Annotated in this window: 17 protein-coding genes and 1 pseudogene; 12 read left to right on the top strand and 6 right to left on the bottom strand. The window is 71.1% G+C overall.

Annotation, left to right across the window (positions count from 1 at the left end; translation table 11 throughout):
• Positions 1-1403, bottom strand: a 1403-nt coding sequence (locus tag EAO72_RS11430) for an ROK family transcriptional regulator (RefSeq protein WP_261991422.1), incomplete at its 3' end; no start/stop codon positions are given.
• A gap of 145 nt (positions 1404-1548) precedes the next feature.
• Between EAO72_RS11430 and EAO72_RS11425 the strand changes: the two genes are divergently transcribed.
• The 5 genes from EAO72_RS11425 (at position 1549) to EAO72_RS11405 (ending at position 7710) form a co-directional block, all read left to right on the top strand.
• On the top strand, positions 1549-2862 hold the full coding sequence (locus tag EAO72_RS11425; RefSeq protein WP_148017145.1) for an ABC transporter substrate-binding protein: 1314 nt from the start codon (positions 1549-1551) through the stop codon (positions 2860-2862).
• A gap of 10 nt (positions 2863-2872) precedes the next feature.
• Entirely contained in the window at positions 2873-3883 is a 1011-nt protein-coding gene (locus EAO72_RS11420; protein ID WP_148017144.1) for a carbohydrate ABC transporter permease, read from the top strand.
• 61 nt (positions 3884-3944) lie between these two features.
• Positions 3945-4784: a carbohydrate ABC transporter permease gene (locus EAO72_RS11415; protein WP_148017236.1), complete on the top strand. Its 840-nt coding sequence runs from the start codon at positions 3945-3947 to the stop codon at positions 4782-4784.
• Positions 4785-4804: 20 nt separating this feature from the next.
• Complete coding sequence (locus EAO72_RS11410; RefSeq protein ID WP_148017143.1) at positions 4805-6163, top strand: GH1 family beta-glucosidase; 1359 nt, start codon at positions 4805-4807, stop codon at positions 6161-6163.
• Positions 6164-6435: 272 nt separating this feature from the next.
• A complete protein-coding gene (locus tag EAO72_RS11405; RefSeq protein WP_148017142.1) occupies positions 6436-7710 on the top strand; it encodes an acyl-CoA thioesterase/bile acid-CoA:amino acid N-acyltransferase family protein in 1275 nt (424 codons plus the stop codon).
• Positions 7711-7769: 59 nt separating this feature from the next.
• On the opposite strand, the gene EAO72_RS11400 is transcribed toward EAO72_RS11405, so the two are convergent.
• Together EAO72_RS11400 and EAO72_RS44290 are read right to left on the bottom strand one after the other, a co-directional pair.
• Positions 7770-8363 carry a TetR-like C-terminal domain-containing protein gene (locus EAO72_RS11400; protein ID WP_148017235.1) on the bottom strand — a complete coding sequence of 198 codons (594 nt, stop codon included), beginning with the start codon at positions 8361-8363 and terminating at the stop codon, positions 7770-7772.
• A 217-nt stretch (positions 8364-8580) separates the two neighbouring features.
• Positions 8581-8738, bottom strand: a pseudogene (locus tag EAO72_RS44290) (DUF1996 domain-containing protein); the annotation flags it as partial.
• A gap of 181 nt (positions 8739-8919) precedes the next feature.
• Here EAO72_RS44290 and gndA point away from each other — a divergent pair.
• Together gndA and EAO72_RS11385 are read left to right on the top strand one after the other, a co-directional pair.
• On the top strand, positions 8920-10359 hold the full coding sequence (gene gndA, locus EAO72_RS11390; RefSeq protein WP_148017141.1) for an NADP-dependent phosphogluconate dehydrogenase: 1440 nt from the start codon (positions 8920-8922) through the stop codon (positions 10357-10359).
• Positions 10360-10509: 150 nt separating this feature from the next.
• Entirely contained in the window at positions 10510-11013 is a 504-nt protein-coding gene (locus tag EAO72_RS11385; RefSeq protein ID WP_148017140.1) for a GNAT family N-acetyltransferase, read from the top strand.
• Between the two features lie 39 nt (positions 11014-11052).
• Here EAO72_RS11385 and EAO72_RS11380 read toward each other — a convergent pair whose 3' ends face one another.
• Positions 11053-11748, bottom strand: a complete 696-nt coding sequence (locus EAO72_RS11380; RefSeq protein WP_148017139.1) for a type 1 glutamine amidotransferase domain-containing protein — start codon at positions 11746-11748, stop codon at positions 11053-11055.
• Between the two features lie 223 nt (positions 11749-11971).
• A complete protein-coding gene (locus EAO72_RS11375) occupies positions 11972-12916 on the bottom strand; it encodes a MerR family transcriptional regulator (protein ID WP_148017138.1) in 945 nt (314 codons plus the stop codon).
• Between the two features lie 248 nt (positions 12917-13164).
• On the opposite strand from EAO72_RS11375, the gene EAO72_RS11370 reads away from it, so the two are divergent.
• The 5 genes from EAO72_RS11370 to EAO72_RS11350 all read left to right on the top strand — a co-directional run bounded on the left by EAO72_RS11370 (position 13165) and on the right by EAO72_RS11350 (position 17588).
• Positions 13165-14238, top strand: coding sequence for a Dyp-type peroxidase (locus EAO72_RS11370; protein ID WP_148017137.1), 1074 nt, complete (start codon positions 13165-13167; stop codon positions 14236-14238).
• Positions 14235-15032, top strand: coding sequence for a family 1 encapsulin nanocompartment shell protein (locus EAO72_RS11365; RefSeq protein WP_148017136.1), 798 nt, complete (start codon positions 14235-14237; stop codon positions 15030-15032). Before EAO72_RS11370 ends, EAO72_RS11365 begins: the two co-directional genes overlap by 4 nt.
• 166 nt (positions 15033-15198) lie before the next feature.
• The gene (locus tag EAO72_RS11360; protein WP_148017135.1) at positions 15199-16578 is read left to right on the top strand and encodes a type III PLP-dependent enzyme domain-containing protein; all 1380 of its coding nucleotides are present in this window, start codon (positions 15199-15201) and stop codon (positions 16576-16578) included.
• Positions 16579-16662: 84 nt separating this feature from the next.
• Positions 16663-17148 carry a MarR family winged helix-turn-helix transcriptional regulator gene (locus EAO72_RS11355; RefSeq protein ID WP_148017134.1) on the top strand — a complete coding sequence of 162 codons (486 nt, stop codon included), beginning with the start codon at positions 16663-16665 and terminating at the stop codon, positions 17146-17148.
• Entirely contained in the window at positions 17145-17588 is a 444-nt protein-coding gene (locus EAO72_RS11350) for a hypothetical protein (RefSeq protein WP_148017133.1), read from the top strand. The genes EAO72_RS11355 and EAO72_RS11350 overlap by 4 nt, the downstream gene beginning before the upstream one ends.
• 522 nt (positions 17589-18110) lie before the next feature.
• On the opposite strand, the gene EAO72_RS11340 is transcribed toward EAO72_RS11350, so the two are convergent.
• Positions 18111-18749 carry an aspartate/glutamate racemase family protein gene (locus EAO72_RS11340; RefSeq protein WP_148017131.1) on the bottom strand — a complete coding sequence of 213 codons (639 nt, stop codon included), beginning with the start codon at positions 18747-18749 and terminating at the stop codon, positions 18111-18113.
• Positions 18750-18761: the final 12 nt, after the last annotated feature.

Here is an 18761-nt window from a genome sequence, read left to right as displayed (position 1 = left end):
CCGCGCTGCTCGCCGCCGCCTACCCCGGTGCGGGCGGCGAACCCGACCCCCTGGCCGTCTCCCTGCTCGACGAGACGGCCGAATGCCTCGGGGCGGCCCTGGGCGACCTCATCAACCTCTTCCTGCCCGAGCGCATCCTGCTCGGGGGCTGGGCGGCTGCCGCCCCGGGCCAGGAAGTCGGACAGCGGGAGTGTCGCTGCGCCCACCGTCACCGCGTCGGGGCCGAGGCGGCCCAGCTCGATCGTGGTGCGGGCCGCGGCGTGGCGGAGCGCGTATCCCTGCGCGTAGCGGCGGATGTCGGGCAGCAGATGCGGCCCGATCAGCAGGCCCGCCCAGCCCCCGAGCAGGATGCGCTCGGGCAGGAAGAGGTTGATGAGGTCGCCCAGGGCCGCCCCGAGGCATTCGGCCGTCTCGTCGAGCAGGGAGACGGCCAGGGGGTCGGGTTCGCCGCCCGCACCGGGGTAGGCGGCGGCGAGCAGCGCGGCGAGCGCGGTCTCGTCGTCGGCGTCGGCGGGCAGCGGGCCGCCCGCCTCGTGCCAGCGCTCGCGCATGGCCTCGGCGCCCGCGTACGCCTCCAGGCAGCCGATCGAGCCGCACCGGCAGCGGCGGCCGCGCAACTGCACCGTGGTGTGGCCCCATTCGAGGGCCATGCTGCTGCGGGCCTCTCCGAGCAGGTCGCCGTGGTTGACGCAGGCGCCGACTCCGGAGCCGATGAGGGCGACGGCCGAAACCCCGGCGCCGCGTCCGCCGCCGAACCACATCTCGGCCTGACCGAGGGTCTTGGCGCCGTTGTCGATGAAGAACGGCACCTCTGACGGGATCCGGACGGCTTCGCGGAGCAGCCGCTCGAACGGGACGGCGCTCCAGTCAATGGTCTGACCGTGGACGACGGACCCCACGTCACCGACCGCACCGTCCGGCGCGTGGCGCTCGATGATGCCGGGGACGCCGATGCCGATTCCGAGAAGCCGGCCCGGATCGGCGCCCGCGTCGCGCAGTACGTCGGCGACCCCGCTGCGGACGTGTCCGACGATGCGGTCGACGTCGTAGCCGTGCTGGGCCAGCAGCCGTTCGGTGCGGGCGAGTTCGGTGAGGGCGAGGTCGAAGAGCTCGACCCTGATCCGCGTCTCTCCGATGTCGATGCCGATGAGGAGGCCGCCGCCGGGGGCGACGCGCAGCAGGGTGCGGGGACGGCCGCCGTCGGAGTCGACGACGCCCGCCTCCTCCAGGAGGCCCTCGGCGGAGAGTTCCGCGACGACGTTGCTGATGGAACCTGAACTCAGCCCCGTCGCGGGACCCAGCTCCTGGCGGCTCAGCGGGCCGTCGAAATACAACCGTTGCAATACCCTCGCCCGGTTGCCCCGTCGCAGGTCACGCACGGTCCGTCTGTTGCGCTCAGCCATGTGGCTCCTTCCCTTCCGGCAACATACCGCGACCGCAGGACTTGACGCGACATTCCCTCACCTCTTAAATCACGCCATAAATTAAGTCCTGAAGGTCGTTCGGTTCCCGAACGCGGACTTCCTCCCCGGAAAGGGGCCATCCCGCATGCGCACCATCAGAGCCGCAGCAGCCGCCACCCTCGCGATCTCCATCGCCGCCGGAGTCACCGGCTGTGGAGGCGGTACGTCATCGGGCGGCGGCAGCAACGATTCGCCCAAGACCCTCACGTACTGGGCCTCCAACCAGGGCCCCAGCATCGAGGCGGACAAGAAGATCCTGGCCCCCGAGCTGAAGAAGTTCGAGGAGCAGACCGGAATCAAGGTCAAGCTGGAGGTCGTCCCCTGGGCCGACCTGCTGAACCGGATCCTCGCGGCCACCACGTCCGGTCAGGGTCCGGACGTCCTGAACATCGGCAACACCTGGTCGGCCTCGCTCCAGGCGACGGGAGCCCTGCTGCCCTGGGACAAGGCGAACTTCGACGCGATCGGCGGCCGGGACCGCTTCGTCGACTCGGCGGTCGCCTCGGCCGGCGCGGAGGGCAAGGACCCCTCCGCGGTCCCGCTGTACTCGCTGGCGTACGCCCTCTACTACAACAAGAAGAGCTTCGCCGAGGCGGGCATCGACAAGCCGCCGGCCACCTGGGACGAGCTGGTCGCCGACGGCAAGAAGCTTTCGAAGAACGGCAAGTGGGGCCTGGGCGCGGAGGGGTCCAACCTCTCCAACAACATCCACCAGACCTTCGTCCTGGCCCAACAGCACGGCGCGGACTTCTTCGACGCCGCCGGAAAGCCGACGTTCACCTCCGACGGTGCCGTCGCCGCCGTGAAGCAGTACATCGACTTCATGGCCAAGGACAAGATCATCGCGCCGGGCAACGCCGAGTACGCCCAGAACCAGTCCCTGACGGACTTCGCCAAGGGCAAGACCGCGATGGTGCTGTGGCAGGCCGCCGCCTCGACGTTCGCCTCCCAGGGCATGAAGCCCGAGGACTGGGGCGCGGCTCCTGTCCCCGTCGCGTCCGGCACCCCCGGCCAGGGCAAGAACGTCAACTCCATGGTCGCCGGCATCAACATGGCGGTGTTCAAGAACACCAAGAACATCGACGGTGCCAAGAAGTTCGTGAAGTTCATGACGAGCGACGCCGAGCAGAAGCTGCTCAACAAGACCTACGGCTCCATCCCTCCGGTCAAGACCGCCCAGGCCGACGCCGCGTTCTCCGCTCCCGACCTCGCCGTCCTGCGCGACACGCTCGCCAAGAGCGCGGCCCCGCTGCCGCAGGTGCCCAACGAGTCGCAGTTCGAGACGGCCGTCGGCACCGCGGTCAAGGAGCTGTGGGCCGACGCCGCAGCCGGACGCCCCGTGACCACCGAATCCGTCAAGGCGCGCCTCGAAAAGGCCCAGCAGACGATGCAGCAGTAAGGCACCTTCCATGACCGCCACCGTGACCACCGACAGCCGTACCGAAAAGTCGGACAGGGTGACGAGCCGGGGCACCGGGGGTGCGCGCAGAAGACTGCCGCGCATCCCCGGCCGGATCCGCCAGGGCGGACTGCCCTATCTCCTGCTCCTGCCGGCCGTCCTGCTCGAACTTCTGATCCATGTGATCCCGATGGTCATCGGGATCGTGATGAGCTTCCGCCAGCTCACCCAGTTCTTCATCGGCAACTGGGGCGCGGCGCCCTGGACCGGCCTCGACAACTACAGGATCGCGGTCGATTTCAACGCCCCGATCGGCGAGGCGCTGCTCCACTCGTTCTTCGTCACCTGCGTCTTCACGTTCTTCGCCGTCGGCCTGGCGTGGCTCTTCGGTGTCACCGCGGCGATCATGCTCCAGGAGAACTTCCGCGGCCGCGGATTCCTGCGGGCGATCTTCCTCGTCCCGTACGCCCTGCCGGTCTACGCGGCCGTCATCACCTGGGCGTTCATGTTCCAGCGGGACAACGGGCTGGTCAACCACGTGCTCCACGACCAGCTCGGGCTGACCGACCAGCCGTCCTTCTGGCTGATCGGTGACAACAGCATCTACGCGCTGATCGTCGTCTCGGTGTGGAAGGGCTGGCCGTTCGCCTTCCTCATCGTGATGGCGGGACTGCAGAACATCCCGCGCGAGCTGTACGAAGCCTCCGCGATCGACGGCGCCGGCATCTGGCAGCAGATCCGCAAGATCACGCTGCCGTCGCTGCGCCCGGTCAACCAGGTCCTGGTGCTCGTCCTGTTCCTCTGGACGTTCAACGACTTCAACACCCCGTACGTGCTGTTCGGCAAAGCGGCCCCGGAAAACGCCGACCTCATCTCGATCCACATCTACCAGTCGTCGTTCGTCACCTGGAACTTCGGCACCGGATCCGCGATGTCCGTGCTCCTGCTGCTGTTCCTGCTGGTCGTGACGGCCGTCTACCTGCTCATCACCTCGCGCGGAAGGAAGGGTGCAGATGCCTAGCCATGCCCAGCCGGCCGCACTGCCGAGAGCGGCGAAATCAAGATCGCGGTCCCGGTCGCCGATGGCCGCGCCCCCGTCCTTCCTCTGGACCCGCCGCATCATCCTGGCCCTGCTGACCGCCTTCGTGCTGCTGCCCGTGTACGTGATGATCAGCAGCTCCCTCAAGCCGCTCCAGGACGTCTCGGGGAAGTTCCACTGGATCCCGTCCGGGCTGACCGTCAAGCCCTACCTCGACATCTGGGACACCGTCCCGCTCGCCCGGTACTTCGTCAACTCGCTGGTGGTGGCGGGCGCCGCGACGGTCCTCTCGGTGATCATCGCGGTGTTCTCCGCGTACGCCGTGAGCCGCTACAAGTTCCGCGGCAAGCGTGTCTTCACCGTCACGGTGCTCTCCACCCAGATGTTCCCCGGCATCCTCTTCCTGCTCCCGCTGTTCCTCATCTTCGTCAACATCGGGAACAGCACCGGGATCGCGCTCTACGGCTCGCGCGGCGGACTGATCCTCACGTATCTGACGTTCTCGCTGCCGTTCTCCATCTGGATGCTCATCGGGTACTTCGACTCGATCCCCAGGGACCTGGACGAGGCCGCCCTCGTCGACGGCTGCGGACCGCTCGGCGCCCTGTTCCGGGTCGTCGTCCCGGCCGCGGTGCCCGGGATCGTCGCCGTCGCCGTGTACGCGTTCATGACGGCCTGGGGCGAGGTCCTCTTCGCCTCCGTCATGACCAACGACACCACCCGCACGCTCGCCGTCGGCCTCCAGGGCTACGCGACACAGAACGACGTCTACTGGAACCAGGTCATGGCCGCCTCGCTCGTCGTCAGCGTGCCGATCGTCGGCGGGTTCCTGCTCCTCCAGCGCTACCTCGTCGCCGGCCTCACGGCGGGAGCCGTCAAGTGACCACTTCGGAAAGGAAGTCCGTGAACGACCTCAGCGCCCTCCCGGCCGACTTCACCTGGGGCGTCGCCACCGCCGCGTACCAGATCGAGGGAGCCGTGTCCGAGGACGGCCGCGCGCCCTCGATATGGGACACCTTCTCCCACATCCCGGGCAAGATCGCCGGTGGCGATACCGGGGACGTGGCCTGCGACCACTACCACCGCGTCCCGGAGGACATCGGCCTGATCAAGGAGGTGGGGGCGGGCGCGTACCGCTTCTCGCTCGCCTGGCCACGGATCGTCCCGGGCGGCGACGGCCCGGTCAACGAAGCCGGACTCGACTTCTACGACCGCCTCGTCGACGGACTGCTGGACGCCGGGATCACGCCGTTCGCCACGCTCTACCACTGGGACCTGCCGCAGGCGCTCCAGGACCGGGGCGGCTGGACGGTCCGCGAGACCGCGGAGCACTTCGCCGCGTACACCTCGGTCGTCGTGGACCGCCTCGGGGACCGGGTCAAGGACTGGGCGACGCTCAACGAGCCGCTGTGCTCGGCGTGGATCGGACACCTCGAAGGCACGATGGCTCCGGGTCTCACCGATCTGACCGCCGCCGTCCGGGCCTCGTACCACCTGCACCTGGGCCACGGCCTCGCGGTGCGTGCGATCCGGGCCGCGTCCCCGGACGCCCGCGTCGGCATCGTCAACAACCTCAGCCCGGTGGAGGCCGCCACCGACCGCGAGGCGGACCGGGCCGCCGCGGTGCGCGGGGACGGCCACATCAACCGCTGGTGGCTCGACCCGATCCTGGGACGCGGCTACCCGCAGGACATGGTCGACCTGTACGGAGTCGAACTCCCCGTGCGGGACGGCGACATGGACCTCATCTCGGCGCCGCTCGACTGGATGGGCGTGAACTACTACTTCCGCCAGGTCGTCACCGCCGACGCGGCCGGCCCCGTCCCGCACGCCAAGCAGGTCTACCTGCCCGGCTCCCGCCACACCCACATGGATTGGGAGGTCCACGCGCAGGGCCTGGAACAGCTCCTCCTGCGCCTGACCGAGGAGTACGGCGTCCAGCGCCTCTACGTCACCGAGAACGGCGCCGCGTACCAGGACGTCGTCCTCGCCGACGGTTCGGTGCACGACCCGGAGCGGACCCAGTACCTGGAGGAGCACCTCGCCGCCTGCGCCCGCGCCGTCCGCAAGGGCGCGCCGCTCGCCGGGTACTTCGCCTGGTCCCTGCTGGACAACTTCGAGTGGGCCTACGGCTACGACAAGCGGTTCGGCCTCGTCCACGTCGACTACGCGACGCAGCGCCGCACCGTCAAGAGCAGCGGCCGGCGGTACGCCGAGCTGGCCCGCGAAGTGGCGGCGGGCCGCCCACGCAAGGCCGCCTGACCTCTCCGCGAGCGCACGGAGGCCACTCCAGCCACCTCAGCAGCCTCCGGCCGCGACGGACGACCGTCGCCGCCGGAGGTTTCGCGTCTCGCGGTGCGTGCTTCGCGCGCTTCGTCCGGCCAAGGACGGGCGGTGCGTGCTTCGCGCGCTTCGTCCGGCCAAGGACGCGAAAACTGGACCAGCGTTGCCCGATCCCCGGCGCGGAACCTCCTTCCCATGATTGGTTTCCCTGTACAGCTACTACAGCAACGCCGAGTGGAGGGGGGCGCATCATGCGTACGAAGAGTGTCAACGGCAGCGCAAGGGCGTGGCGGAGACGCGCAGTCGCGATGGCGTGCTGCCTGGCCCTGTCAGGTGCGGGCGCCTGTGCGTCGGGGCCCGAGCACAGCACCGGGGCGCGCATCCAGGTGGACCGAGCGCAATCCCTGGCGGACGGCGCGGTGCGGGTCCGGGTCTCGGGCCTGCACCCGAACGAGGAAGTCACCCTCACCGCAGGCGCGGCGGACTACCGCGGCGCCCCGTGGACCAGCCAGGCCGTCGTCACCGCGGACGACAGCGGAACCGTGGACCTGAACCGCGCACGATCGCGTTCAGGCACCTACCGCGGCGTGGACGGCATGGGCCTGTTCTGGTCCATGACGCCTCAGCAGAAGAGCGCGGGCAAGGAGACGTTCGCCTCCAAGCCACCGGAACAGCAGGCGTCCTACAAGGTGACGCTCGCCGTGAAGGCGGGAGGCAAGCGGATAGCGACGCGTTCGCTGACGCGCACGTGGATGAGCAAAGGTACGACCTACCAGGCCCTGAGCGGCGACAGGGACGGCCTGTACGGGGCCCTGTACCTCCCGCCGTCCCAGACGCCGCGACGTGCGCCGGTCCTGACCATCGGCGGCTCGGAGGGCGGCACCGGCAACCGGCTCGCCGCCGCGTTGCTCGCCTCCCACGGACATCCCGTCCTCGCCCTGTGCTACTTCGGCTGCCCGGGGCGGCCGGAGAGCCTGGAGGACATCAAGCTGGAGTACTTCGCCACGGCCGCCCGGTTCCTGGACCGGCAGTACGGAACAAAGAGCGCCAGGCCCGCCGTGATCGGCGTCTCGCGGGGGACGGAGGCAGCACAGCTTCTCGCCCACGCCTACCCCGGCCTCGTCGGCGACCTCGTCCTCTACGCCCCGTCCCGGAACACCACGCCGGGCTTCCCCCACGGCATCGCATGGACCCGGGACGACAAGCCGGTCGACCTCACCCCGATTCCGCTCGACAACGTGAAGGGCAGCGTTCTGGCGATCGCGGGTGATGACGACCGGCTCTGGCAGTCGGCCGACGCCGCCCGCAGCATCAGAGACGAACAGTCGCACCCGGGCCGGCAGCGCGAGGGCCTGGTCTACAAGAAGGCGGGCCACGCCATCGGCTGGTACCCCAACAGCCCTTCGGCCCTGTACGCCAACAACCGGGTGTCGAACAGGTACATGGATCTCGGTGGGACAGCAGCAGGGAACGCCCACGCGCAGGCCGACGGCTGGCCCCGTGTGCTGAGCCTTCTCGGCGGGTGAGACGGCGTCACGGACAACCCGGCCGCCTTACGCCGCCAGCATGCTCACGCCCACGGAATTCACTCCTCGCGCGCGCTCCCGCCGACCGCCGACGGCCAGTTCGCCAGCAGGAAGTGCAGCGCCTCGACAGCGCGCTCCCACGACGTCTGCACCGCACGCGGCGCAGCGAATCCGCCGTCCGCCTCAAGGGCGGTGAACCCGTGGAACGTGCTGCGCAGCACCCGTACCGCGTCCGTGAGATCGGGTTCGGTCAGACCATAGGCGCGCAGCATCGACGACGTGGTCGCGATGGTCCTGCGGTACGCGGGCGCCGCGGCGACGACGGCGGGATCGACGCGCATCCGCGTCGCCTCGTAGCGGCCCGGGCACTCGAGCGCGAAGGACCGGTAGGCGTCGGCGAAGGCGATCAGGGCGTCCCGGCCGGCCCGGCCGGCCACGGCGGCCTCGATCCGGTCGATGAACTGACCCGCCGCCAGCAGCGCGACCCGGGTCCGCAGATCCTGGAGGTTCCTGACGTGGGAGTACAGGCTGGCGTCCTTGACGCCGAAGCCGCGGGCCACCGCGGAAATGGTGACCTTGTCGAAGCCGATCGAGTCCGCCAGATCGGCGGCCGCCGCGACGACGCGGTCGGTCGTGAGCCCCGCGCGTACCATCCCCACCCCATCGCCGTACTGCCTGACCCCCTGGATCGCCGTACTGCCTGGCCCCCTGGTTTTCTCCGGAATATACACAGGCGGCCACCCGGCCGGGAAAGCCGGCGGCCCGCGGTGGCCACGGATTGCCGTGAGCACCGCGGGCCTTTGCGCCGCGCCGACAGCGGGGAGTGGGACGACGCGGGCAATTTCCTGGGAGAGCGCTCTCCAGCATAGCCACGTGCGTCCAGTCGGTGGCTCCCGCCCTGGAGCAGATGGTCCGCGGCCCGACGGGCCGGACCTCCTGGTCGTTGTTGTACAGGGTCGGCATCCAGTACCGGACAGGTCGCCGGGCGCCCCGCAAGCGGTGCCGCCTGCGCCGAGGGATGCGGTGGTGCCGGGCCTGCGCCGCGATCCCCCGTCCGGCGCGATGAGGGCCGGGTGCCGTCGGGCCGTTGAACAGGCCGTCCTCCCGCCCCGTATCCATACTGGACATCGCAGCCACCCGGCGCCCCGCCCCGGCTTCGCGGCCTTTGACCGGCCCCCGGCCTTCCCGACAGATTGCAGGAGCAGACAGATGAGCGGCACTGCCCAGATCGGCGTCACCGGACTCGCGGTGATGGGCCGCAACCTGGCCCGCAACTTCGCCCGCAATGGCTACACGGTCGCCGTGCACAACCGCACGACGGCCAGGACGGACGCCCTGGTCGAGGAGTTCGGCGACGAGGGGGCCTTCGTGGCCGCACGCACCCCCGCGGAGTGCGTCGCGGCCCTGGAACGGCCGCGCCGCCTGGTCGTCATGGTGAAGGCGGGTGAGCCGACGGACGCGGTCATCCAGGAGTTCGCCCCGCTGCTGGACGAGGGCGACGTCATCATCGACGGCGGCAACGCGCACTTCGAGGACACCCGGCGCCGCGAGAAGGAGCTGCGCGGACGCGGGATCCACTTCGTCGGCGCCGGCATCTCCGGAGGCGAGGAGGGCGCGCTGAACGGGCCCAGCATCATGCCGGGCGGCTCGGCCGAGTCGTACGCGTCGCTGGGGCCGATGCTGGAGAAGATCGCGGCGAAGGCGAAGGACGGTACGCCCTGCACCACGCACATCGGGCCCGACGGTGCCGGCCACTTCGTGAAGATGGTGCACAACGGCATCGAGTACGCGGACATGCAGCTCATCGGCGAGGCGTACCAGTTGCTCCGCGACGTGGCCGGCTACTCCCCCGCGCAGATCGCGGACATCTTCCGCACGTGGAACACCGGTCGTCTCGACTCCTACCTCATCGAGATCACCGCGGAAGTGCTTTCGCACGTCGACGCGGCCACCGGCAAGCCCTTCGTGGACATCGTGCTCGACCGGGCCGAGCAGAAGGGCACCGGCCGCTGGACCGTCCAGATCGCCCTCGACCTGGGCGTTCCGGTCTCCGGCATCGCCGAGGCCGTCTTCGCCCGCTCGGTCTCCGGCCACGCCGACCTCCGCGACGCCTCACGCCACCTCGCCGGCCCCACGGCAAACACCCTGAGCAAGGACGAGGCGGCGGCCTTCGCCGACCGGGTCGAGCAGGCCCTGTACGCCTCGAAGATCGTCGCGTACACGCAGGGCTTCCACGAGATCGCGGCCGGCAGCGCGCAGTACGACTGGAACATCGACCTCGGCAAGGTCGCCTCCATCTGGCGCGGCGGATGCATCATCCGGGCCGCGTTCCTCGACCGCATCACCGGCGCGTACGAGGCACAGCCCGGTATGCCGAGCCTCCTCTCCGACAAGAGCTTCGCCGAGGAGATCGCCGCCGCGCAGGACGACTGGCGCACCGTGATCGCCACCGCTGTCACCGAGGGCGTCCCCACCCCGGCCTTCGCCGCCACCCTCGCCTACTACGACTCCCTGCGCGCCGCACGCCTCCCGGCCGCCCTCACCCAGGGCCAGCGCGACTACTTCGGCGCACACACCTACCACCGCACCGACCGCGAAGGCACCTTCCACACCCTCTGGGGCGACGACAAGAGCGAAGTCGAGAGCTGACCGGCGCCGGCCGGGGTCCGCGCCGTTGACGCTGGTGCACGCCCTCGCGGGGGCTGTGGTGCGGTGCGCCCGCCCGGACGAGCGGCCTGCCCGTCCGCACGCGGAAAACCCGGAGGAACGGGCCTCCGCGCGGTGCTACGGTCGGGCCCCATGCGCTGGCTTCCCGAAGATTTCGTCCACCCCGTCCTGATACCGCTGCCCGGCAGCGACCACCATCTGAGGCCGATCCGCGAGGCGGACACGCCGCTCGACTATCCGGCCGTGATGGGTTCCCGCGAGCGGCTGTGGGCCATGTTCGGCCCTGCCTGGGGCTGGCCCGCAGCAACCATGACCTACGAGGCCGACCAGGCGGACCTGTTGCGGCACGAGCAGGAGATCGCCGCCCACCAGTCCTTCAACTACGCGCTGTTCGACGCGGCGGAGACGGCCCTGCTCGGCTGTGTCTACATCGACCCGCCGGAGAAGTCCGGCGCAGACGGCGAGATCTGCTGGTGGGTGGTGGACGAACTGGTGGGCAGCGAGGTCGAGCGGGCGCTGGACGCACTGGTGCCGCAGTGGATCGCCGCCGACTGGCCGTTCGAGCAGCCGCGCTTCCTCGGGCGTGAGACCTCCTGGCCGGACTGGCTCGCGCTGCCGGCACACCCCGACGCGTAAGGCCCTCACGCACCAGGGCGTGACGCCCCGATCAGGCCGTCAGCCGATCCGCTTGAGCAGTTCGTCGGCGAGCGGGCCGGACGAGGCCGGGTTCTGGCCGGTGACCAGGTTGCGGTCGACGACCACGTGCGGGGCCCACGGCTCGCCTTCCTGGAAGTCGGTGCCGATCTCCACGAGCCGGTCCTGGAGCAGCCACTTGGCCTTGTCCGCGAAGCCGGCCTGGCTCTCCTCGGTGTTGGTGAATCCGGTGAGCCGGTAGCCGGAGAAGGCGTGGGTGCCGTCGTCCTTCTTGGCGGCGAGTACGGCGGCCGGGGCGTGGCATACGATGCCGAGTGGCATCCCCGAGTCCAGCGCCCGGGTCAGCAGCCGGCCGGAGTCGGCGTTGACCGCCAGGTCCTCCATCGGGCCGTGTCCGCCCGGGTAGAAGACCGCCGCGTAGTCGGCCGGGTCCACGTCCTCCAGTTTCAGCGGGTGTCCGAGTTCGGCCATGCCGGCGACGGCGGCCGCCATTTTGTCGGCGTTCTCCTGGCCGTCGTTGAACTCGGGGGCCAGGCTGCCGCGGTCCACTGTCGGCACCACTCCACCGGGCGTGGCGACGGTGATCTCGTGTCCGGCTGCCCGGAACCTCTCGTACGGGGCGATGACCTCCTCCGCCCAGAAGCCGGTCGGGTGCACGGTTCCGTCGGCGAGGGTCCAGTGGTCGGATCCGGTCACGACGAAAAGGATCTTTGCCATGTCACGTCCTTCGGTGGGCCGGGAGCCCTGCTCCCGGGAGGGTGTGCGGCCCGGCGGGCCCGGGTCCGGGCCCGCCGTCGCGCCGATGTGTCCGACGGTACGGCCGCCTGCCCACCGGGCTCCCGCAGAATCGCGGGCGGGAGCGACGGGAAATCCCATGGGATGACGGGATTGGGGCAGACGGCTGCCACCGGGCCGGCGCCCGGCTCTTCCGTACGCCGGATCAGGAGGTGGTCCGGGCGCGCAACGCCGCGCAGAACCAGTCCAGTTCGGGCGACAGCGGATCCGGTGCCGGCCAGCGGTTGACCACGGCGAGCAGATGGAGGTAGCGCTCCCTTCGCGGATCGTTCACGGTGTCGAGGCGGGCGAGCAGCCGCTGCCGGAGAGCGGCGTCGTCCGGCCGGCCGCACTGTCGCGCGTAGGCGGCCGTGACCGCGGCGACGACGGGGCCGGCCTGCGCGGAGTCCGGCTCGATACCCGCGGCGCGCGCCGGGGCGGTGTGGTCGCGGATGACCGCCTCCGGGCCGGGCCCGGGAACTCGTGCGGTGTGCCCGGTCCGGTCCGCCGCGTGATGCGCGACCGTACGGCGCATGGCGGCGCGGAAACCGGGGTCCTGACACAGTTCGGCGAGTTCGATCCACGCCTCCGTCTCCTCCTCGGCGGGATTGTCGGACAGGTACGGCGTCATCGATCTCCCGCCGCCCGCCAGGTCCGTCCCCGTCCCCGGGCCGTTGAAGACCTCGTCCAGGAACTCACGGGTGAGGGTCTGCCGTTCGTCCTCGGAAAGTGCGGCCAGTCGGTGCATGAGCTCCATCTCCTCAGGGGTCGCGTCGCGGCGTGCGGCGGCCATGAGCACCGCACGCCGCGCGGTCAGCACCCGGATCCGCACCGCGAGCGCCTCCGCGTGTGCTGCGGCGAGCTCGGCCGGCGGAGTGTCCCGGTCCAGGGCCTCGCGAAGGGTGGGCAGGGTGAGTCCCAGCGCGCGCAGTGTCCGCACCAGGCGCAGACGCGCCACGGCTTCGGGGCCGTAGCGGCGGTAGCCGGCCGGGGTACGGCCGGCCGGCGGCACGATCCCGCGGTCCGAGTACGCGCGGACCGCCTTGACCGTGAGCCCGGTCCGCCGGGCCAGCTCGCCGATCGAGAGATACGTGTCGTCTTCGCCGTTCATGCGCCCCACTCTCCCGTCTCCCCCGGGGGGAGACTCAAGTCGCCGCCCTCCCGGCCGGTCCGGCGGTACGTCACCGGCCCCGGGCATCGCCTGATGCCGCGGGCGCACGGGGTCACCCGGTCGGGTGCCCCGGGATGCGGCGGGGCCGGGGACGTGGGTAAGTGGCAGCGGGGCCTGTCCCGCCGCACCGGAGGCCGGGGCCGTGTTCCACCGCGTGGTACCGCCGAGCCAGCTCATGGAGCCGCCGTATGCCCGAGATCACCGAGCAACCGGCCCCGTCGCAGCCGGTCGTCGCGCCACTGACCAGCGCCGCCCTGATCCTGGTCGCCACGATCGAGCCCGGTGGTGAGCCGGTCGTCCGGGAGGCGCTGCCGGATCTGGCGGCGTTCGCCCGTTCCATCGGGTTCCGTTACCCGGACGCGGGTCTGGTATGTGTGACCGGGTTCGGTTCCGATGCCTGGGACCGGTTGTTCTCGGGTCCGCGGCCGGCCTCGCTGCACCCCTTCCAGGAGTTGCACGGCGCCCGTCACCACGCCCCGGCCACCCCGGGCGATCTGCTCTTCCACATCCGGGCCGAGCGGATGGACGTGTGCTGGGAGTGGGCCACGCAGCTGCTGGACCGGCTGGGCGGGGCGGTGAAGGTCGTCGACGAGACGCAGGGGTTCCGCTATCTCGACCACCGGGACCTGCTCGGGTTCGTCGACGGAACCGAGAACCCGGTGGGAGACGACGCCCGGTCGGCGGCGCTGGTCGGGGACGAGGACCCGGATTTCGCCGGTGGCAGCTACGTCATCGTCCAGAAGTACCTGCACGACCTGGCCTCGTGGAACGCCCTGTCGACCGAGGAGCAGGAGCGGGTGATCGGACGGACCAAGTTCACCGACATCGAGCTCGCCGACGACGTCAAACCCGCCGACTCCCATGTCGCGCTGAACACCATCACCGAGCCGGACGGCACGGAGCGCGACATCCTGCGCGCCAACATGCCGTTCGGCAGCTTCGGGCAGGACGAGTTCGGTACGTACTTCATCGGGTTCGCCGCCGATCCGGACATCACCGAGCGGATGCTGCGCAACATGTTCCTCGGTGACCCGCCCGGCACCCACGACCGCATCCTCGACTTCTCGACCGCGGTCACCGGCACGCTGTTCCACGCCCCCGGCGCCGACTTCCTCGACGCCCCTCCGCCGTCGCCCGCCTCCGCCGAGGCCGCGCCCCAGCCCGAACCGGCGTCCGCGCCGGTGGCGAGGGCCGTGGTCACACCGGTGGTCCGGGACGGTTCGCTGCGCATCGGCAGCCTGCAAGAAAGCGCCCAGAGATGAACAACCTCCATCGCGAACTCGCTCCTGTCACCCAGGCCGCCTGGGACCAGATCGAAGAGGAGGCCCGGCGCACCTTCAGCCGCCATCTGGCCGGCCGCCGCGTCGTCGACGTCAGCGGGCCGGAGGGCCCGCAGCTGGCGGCGGTCGGCGACGGGCATCTGCGCGACATCGATCCGCCCACCCCCGACGTCATCGCCCGTGCCCGTACGTCGATGCCGGTCATCGAGTGGCGGGTGCCGTTCACCGTGACGCGGGCGGCCGTCGACGATGTCGCGCGCGGTTCGGACGACAGTGACTGGCAGCCCGTCAAGGACGCCGCCCGGACCTGTGCGTTCGCCGAGGACATGGCCATCATCGACGGATACGCCGCGGCCGGGATCGCTGGTCTGCGGGACGGTTCCTCGCACACCGCGCTGCCGTTGCCGGCGGATGCGCGCGACTATCCGGCCACGGTCAGCCAGGCGCTGACCCGGCTGCGTCTGGCCGGTGTGGACGGACCGTACCGGCTGCTGCTGGGCGCGGACGCGTTCACGGAGGCCACCGAGACGTCCGACCACGGCTATCCCGTCTCCACACACCTGGCCCGGCTGCTGGACGACCAGATCCTGTGGGCGCCGGCCGTCGCGGGCGGGGTGCTGCTGTCCACCCGGGGCGGCGACTTCGAACTGTGCCTGGGCGAAGACCTGTCCATCGGCTACCAGGACCATGACGCGACGGACATCCGGCTGTACTTCCACCAGTCGTTCACCTTCCGGATGCTGACGCCGGAGGCCGTGGTCCCGATCATCGCCTGACCGGCGGAGGTGTGCGGATCCGGACGGCCCCGGCACACCCGGCCGCTCCGCACGGGGGCCGTCCGTCGCACCGTCCGGGCCGGAGGCGGTGCGTACGGTCCACCGGCCGCTGTGACAACGGTCCGCACCGATGCCGTCGGGTTGGACGGAGACTGTGGGGCGCCCCATGACCGCACCTGATTCCATGAACCCTCCATCGTCTCCCACAGCCCCGCCCTCCTCCGCGCGTGTCGCGGCCGCGGTCCGCCACGCCGTGGCAGCCGGTCTGCTCGGCGAGTCGAGCCCGGTCGCCGCATTCGTCGACACGCACGGCGTACGGGAGTCGGTGGCCGCGCTCCAGGAGGCGTTCGCGGGGGCGCCCGGTGTGCTGCACACCTTCGCCGCGAAGGCGGCGTCGCTCGTGCCCGTGCTGCGGCTGCTCGCGGAGTGCGGCATGGGCTGCGAGGTCGCGAGCCCGGGTGAACTGCGGATCGCGCTGGAGGCCGGGTTCGCTCCGTCGAAGATCGTCCTCGACTCCCCCGTCAAGACGCGTGACGAGATCCGGCGGGCGCTGGCGCTCGGCGTGGCGCTCAACGCCGACAACCTCGACGAGGTGGACCGGATCGCTTCGCTGCGGCCCTCGGACGCGGTGTCCGCCATCGGGCTCCGGGTCAATCCCCAGGTCGGCGGCGGATCCATCGGTGCGACGAGTACGGCCACGGCCACCTCCAAGTTCGGCGTGGCGCTGCGCGATCCCGGCGCGCGCGAGCGCGTCATGGAGGCCTTCGCGGCGCGCCCCTGGCTGAGCCGGCTGCATGCCCACGTCGGCTCGCAGGGCTGCTCCCTGGAGCTGATCGTGGCGGGCATCGGCGAGACGTACCGGCTGGCCGAGGACATCAACACCCGGCTCGGCCGCCCGCAGATCACCTGCCTCGACATCGGCGGCGGTCTGCCCGTCAACTTCGCCGACGACACGGTCCGCCCCACCTTCGCCGCCTACGCGACCGCGCTGCGCGGCGCTGTGCCGGGACTGTTCGACGGGCGGTACGGACTCGTCACCGAGTTCGGCCGCTCGCTGATGGCCAAGAACGGCTTCATCTGCGCGCTCGTGGAATACACGAAGGACGCCGGGGGCCGGCGGATCGCGCTCACCCACGCGGGCGCGCAGACCGCCACCCGGACCGTCTTCATGCATGACGCCTGGCCGCTGCGGGTGGGCGCGTTCGACGCCGACGGGCTCCCGAAGGCCGGTCCGGCGCTCGTCCAGGACATCGCGGGTCCGTGCTGCTTCGCCGGGGACGTCGTCGCACCGGCCCGCGAGCTGCCCGAACTGCTGGCGGGCGACTACGTGGTGCTGTACGACACCGGCGCGTACTACTTCTCCACGCCATGGGCCTACAACAGCCTGCCGCGGCCAGCCGTGTACGGATTCGCCACGACGTCGAGCGCGGGGCAGTCCGGCCTCGCGGTCCGCTTCGCTCCGGTGCGTGACGCCCAGTCGCTGGACTCGATCGCCGCGGAGAGCGGGCTTGCGCACGTCGGCGCCCTGCGGGAACTGGACGCCTGAAGGCCGTGTTTCCCTCTTCGCTCTTGAGTAGCCACGCAGGCAGATTTAGTAGCCATGGAGATAGTAGCCATGTACTGTATTGCCATGAGCAACGCACCTACGGGTCCGACCCCCGGCTTCCTGGTCTGGCGACTGTCGATGAAGTGGCGGGTGGCCATCGATCGCGGACTCGCCCCGCTCGGGCTGACCCACGCGCAGTACTCCCTGCTGGGGTCTCTGTCGGGGATGCAGCACGCGGGGCTGCGGCCGAGCCAGCGGGCACTCGCTGACCACACCGGACTCGAAGCGCTCTACGTCTCGAAACTGGCCCGCGGTCTGGAGGCCGCCGGGTTCGTCGAACGGGCCTCCGACCCGGACGACACCAGAGCCGTCCGCCTGTCGCTCACCGCCGAGGGCCTCGCGGTCACCGGTCGCGCGGTCGAGGTCGTGCAGCGGCTCGTCGACGGGCTGCTCGCCCCCCTGGGCGGCCTGGACGGCCCGGACACCGAGGCGTTCACGCGGACACTGACGGCCCTGCTCGACGTGCCCGTTCCCGTAGTCACCGGACCTTCCACCGAGGAGTCATCATGACCACCGCACCGACCGTCAACGGCCAGGTCATCGGCCAGGCCCACTACGCCACGCGCGCCGTTCTCGAAAGCCTGCTGGCCACCACGGGCACCACCTTCCACCAGTCCGTCGCCCTGAACGCCACGGCGGACGGCGGCGGGAGCATCGAGCGCCCGGCGCTCGTCGACCGGATGACGTCCACACTGAAGATCGACGCCACGGCCGTGGAGACCGTCCTGACCGGCCTGATCGCGCAGGGACTGCTGGCGGAGGAGCCGGGCGCCCCGGCACGGCTGTCCATGACGGCCGCGGGCAGCGAGCTGCACCGCACCCACCGGGCCGCCCTCTCCGAGGTCACCGCCCGGCTCTACGCGGACCTGCCGGACGAGGACCTGGCGGCCGCGGGCCGGGTCCTGACCGAGGTCACGGCACGGGCCAACGCGGTGCTGGCCGGGCGCTGAACCGAAGGGCGGCACCGGCGCTCGATCGGCGCCGGGCACGGATGGGCAACGGGCACTAATGGGCGCCGGGCCTGGACTGGCGCCGTGCCCGGATGGGCACGGCCCCGAGCACCGCGCCCAGTAGCGCTGCGGTCACGCCCGATTCCGGGGGCGGTCAGCCGACCGGTGAAGGCTCCGGCTCGGGCGGCGGCACCGGCTCGGGGTTGGGCGCGGGCGGCTGCGGGATCGGGTCCGGAGCCGGGCCCGGCGGCGTGGGCACGGGCGGCGTCGGGCCCGGCCCGGGCGGAACCGGCGTCGGCTCCGGCAGCGGCTGGGGCGGCCCCGGAATCGGTCCGGGGGTGGGCGCCGGCGGAACCGGATCGGGGTACGGGTGGGTCATCTCGGGCCTCCGAACGGTCGGGGTGGATCTCCTCCACCGTCTCCCGGAGCGGCTGCCCCCGCCCGGCGAGTCCACACGTACGGGCTGCGGATGCAGCGGACGGCTCACGGACCCACCCGTTCGGCCCTCCGCGCACCCGGTGGTCAGCCCACGGTCGCGAGCGCCGCCGCGTCCAGCCCGGCACGGGGGCTGGACAGAACCGGGATCCGGGTTCCCGAACGGGTGGCCGCGCCCGCCATCGAGACCTGGGCGAGCACGATCACATCGGCGTCGGTCACGGCATCGGCCGCCGTCGCCACGAGACCCAGGTAGCCGTCGTGATCACCGGCCTCGAAACGCTCCCAGGCGCCCTCGACCAGTACGGTGCGCACCTCCAGGTCCCGCCGCCCCGCCCGCTCCGCCTCTTCGGCGATCAGCGCGCGGGTCGGTTCCAGGGTGGCGTGGTGCGCCGCGAGGACGGTGATCCTCCGTGCGCGGACGGCGGCGGCCGCCATCGGCCGGTCGATGCGCAGGACCGGGATGCCGATCCGCGCCCCGACGGTCTCGGCGACCCCGCCGATCGTCGAACAGGTGCAGAGCACCGCGGTGGCCCCGTCGGCGACGGCACTGTTCACCAGAGCCTCGACGTCCCCCGCCACCGCCTCCGGCCCCAGCACACCCGCCCGGTCGAGCAGGTCCTCGTACACGAGGTGGCGCACGACGAGGCCGGGGTGGTGGGCGTCGCGCAGGGCGTCGAAGACCGGAACGTGGACCGGGGAGGTGTGCAGGAGTGCGAGGCTCATCCGCGTCACGCT

This window comes from Streptomyces sp. OR43 (assembly GCF_008042275.1).
In the GTDB taxonomy this organism is placed as follows: Bacteria; Actinomycetota; Actinomycetes; order Streptomycetales; family Streptomycetaceae; genus Streptomyces.
Note: the sequence above shows the minus strand (reverse complement) of the source record. Positions and strands in the feature narration are given on the sequence as shown.

Excerpts from the sequence above, each read along its gene's own strand:
- EAO72_RS11405 (WP_148017142.1), top strand. The coding sequence starts at position 6,436 with ATGCGTACGAAGAGTGTCAACGGCAGCGCAAGGGCGTGGCGGAGACGC.
- EAO72_RS11340 (WP_148017131.1), bottom strand. The coding sequence starts at position 18,749 with ATGAGCCTCGCACTCCTGCACACCTCCCCGGTCCACGTTCCGGTCTTC.
- EAO72_RS11420 (WP_148017144.1), top strand. The coding sequence starts at position 2,873 with ATGACCGCCACCGTGACCACCGACAGCCGTACCGAAAAGTCGGACAGG.
- gndA (WP_148017141.1), top strand. The coding sequence starts at position 8,920 with ATGAGCGGCACTGCCCAGATCGGCGTCACCGGACTCGCGGTGATGGGC.
- EAO72_RS11360 (WP_148017135.1), top strand. The coding sequence starts at position 15,199 with ATGACCGCACCTGATTCCATGAACCCTCCATCGTCTCCCACAGCCCCG.
- EAO72_RS11370 (WP_148017137.1), top strand. The coding sequence starts at position 13,165 with ATGCCCGAGATCACCGAGCAACCGGCCCCGTCGCAGCCGGTCGTCGCG.
- EAO72_RS11425 (WP_148017145.1), top strand. The coding sequence starts at position 1,549 with ATGCGCACCATCAGAGCCGCAGCAGCCGCCACCCTCGCGATCTCCATC.
- EAO72_RS11380 (WP_148017139.1), bottom strand. The coding sequence starts at position 11,748 with ATGGCAAAGATCCTTTTCGTCGTGACCGGATCCGACCACTGGACCCTC.
- EAO72_RS11375 (WP_148017138.1), bottom strand. The coding sequence starts at position 12,916 with ATGAACGGCGAAGACGACACGTATCTCTCGATCGGCGAGCTGGCCCGG.
- EAO72_RS11350 (WP_148017133.1), top strand. The coding sequence starts at position 17,145 with ATGACCACCGCACCGACCGTCAACGGCCAGGTCATCGGCCAGGCCCAC.
- EAO72_RS11415 (WP_148017236.1), top strand. The coding sequence starts at position 3,945 with ATGGCCGCGCCCCCGTCCTTCCTCTGGACCCGCCGCATCATCCTGGCC.
- EAO72_RS11400 (WP_148017235.1), bottom strand. The coding sequence starts at position 8,363 with ATGGTACGCGCGGGGCTCACGACCGACCGCGTCGTCGCGGCGGCCGCC.
- EAO72_RS11365 (WP_148017136.1), top strand. The coding sequence starts at position 14,235 with ATGAACAACCTCCATCGCGAACTCGCTCCTGTCACCCAGGCCGCCTGG.
- EAO72_RS11355 (WP_148017134.1), top strand. The coding sequence starts at position 16,663 with ATGAGCAACGCACCTACGGGTCCGACCCCCGGCTTCCTGGTCTGGCGA.
- EAO72_RS11385 (WP_148017140.1), top strand. The coding sequence starts at position 10,510 with ATGCGCTGGCTTCCCGAAGATTTCGTCCACCCCGTCCTGATACCGCTG.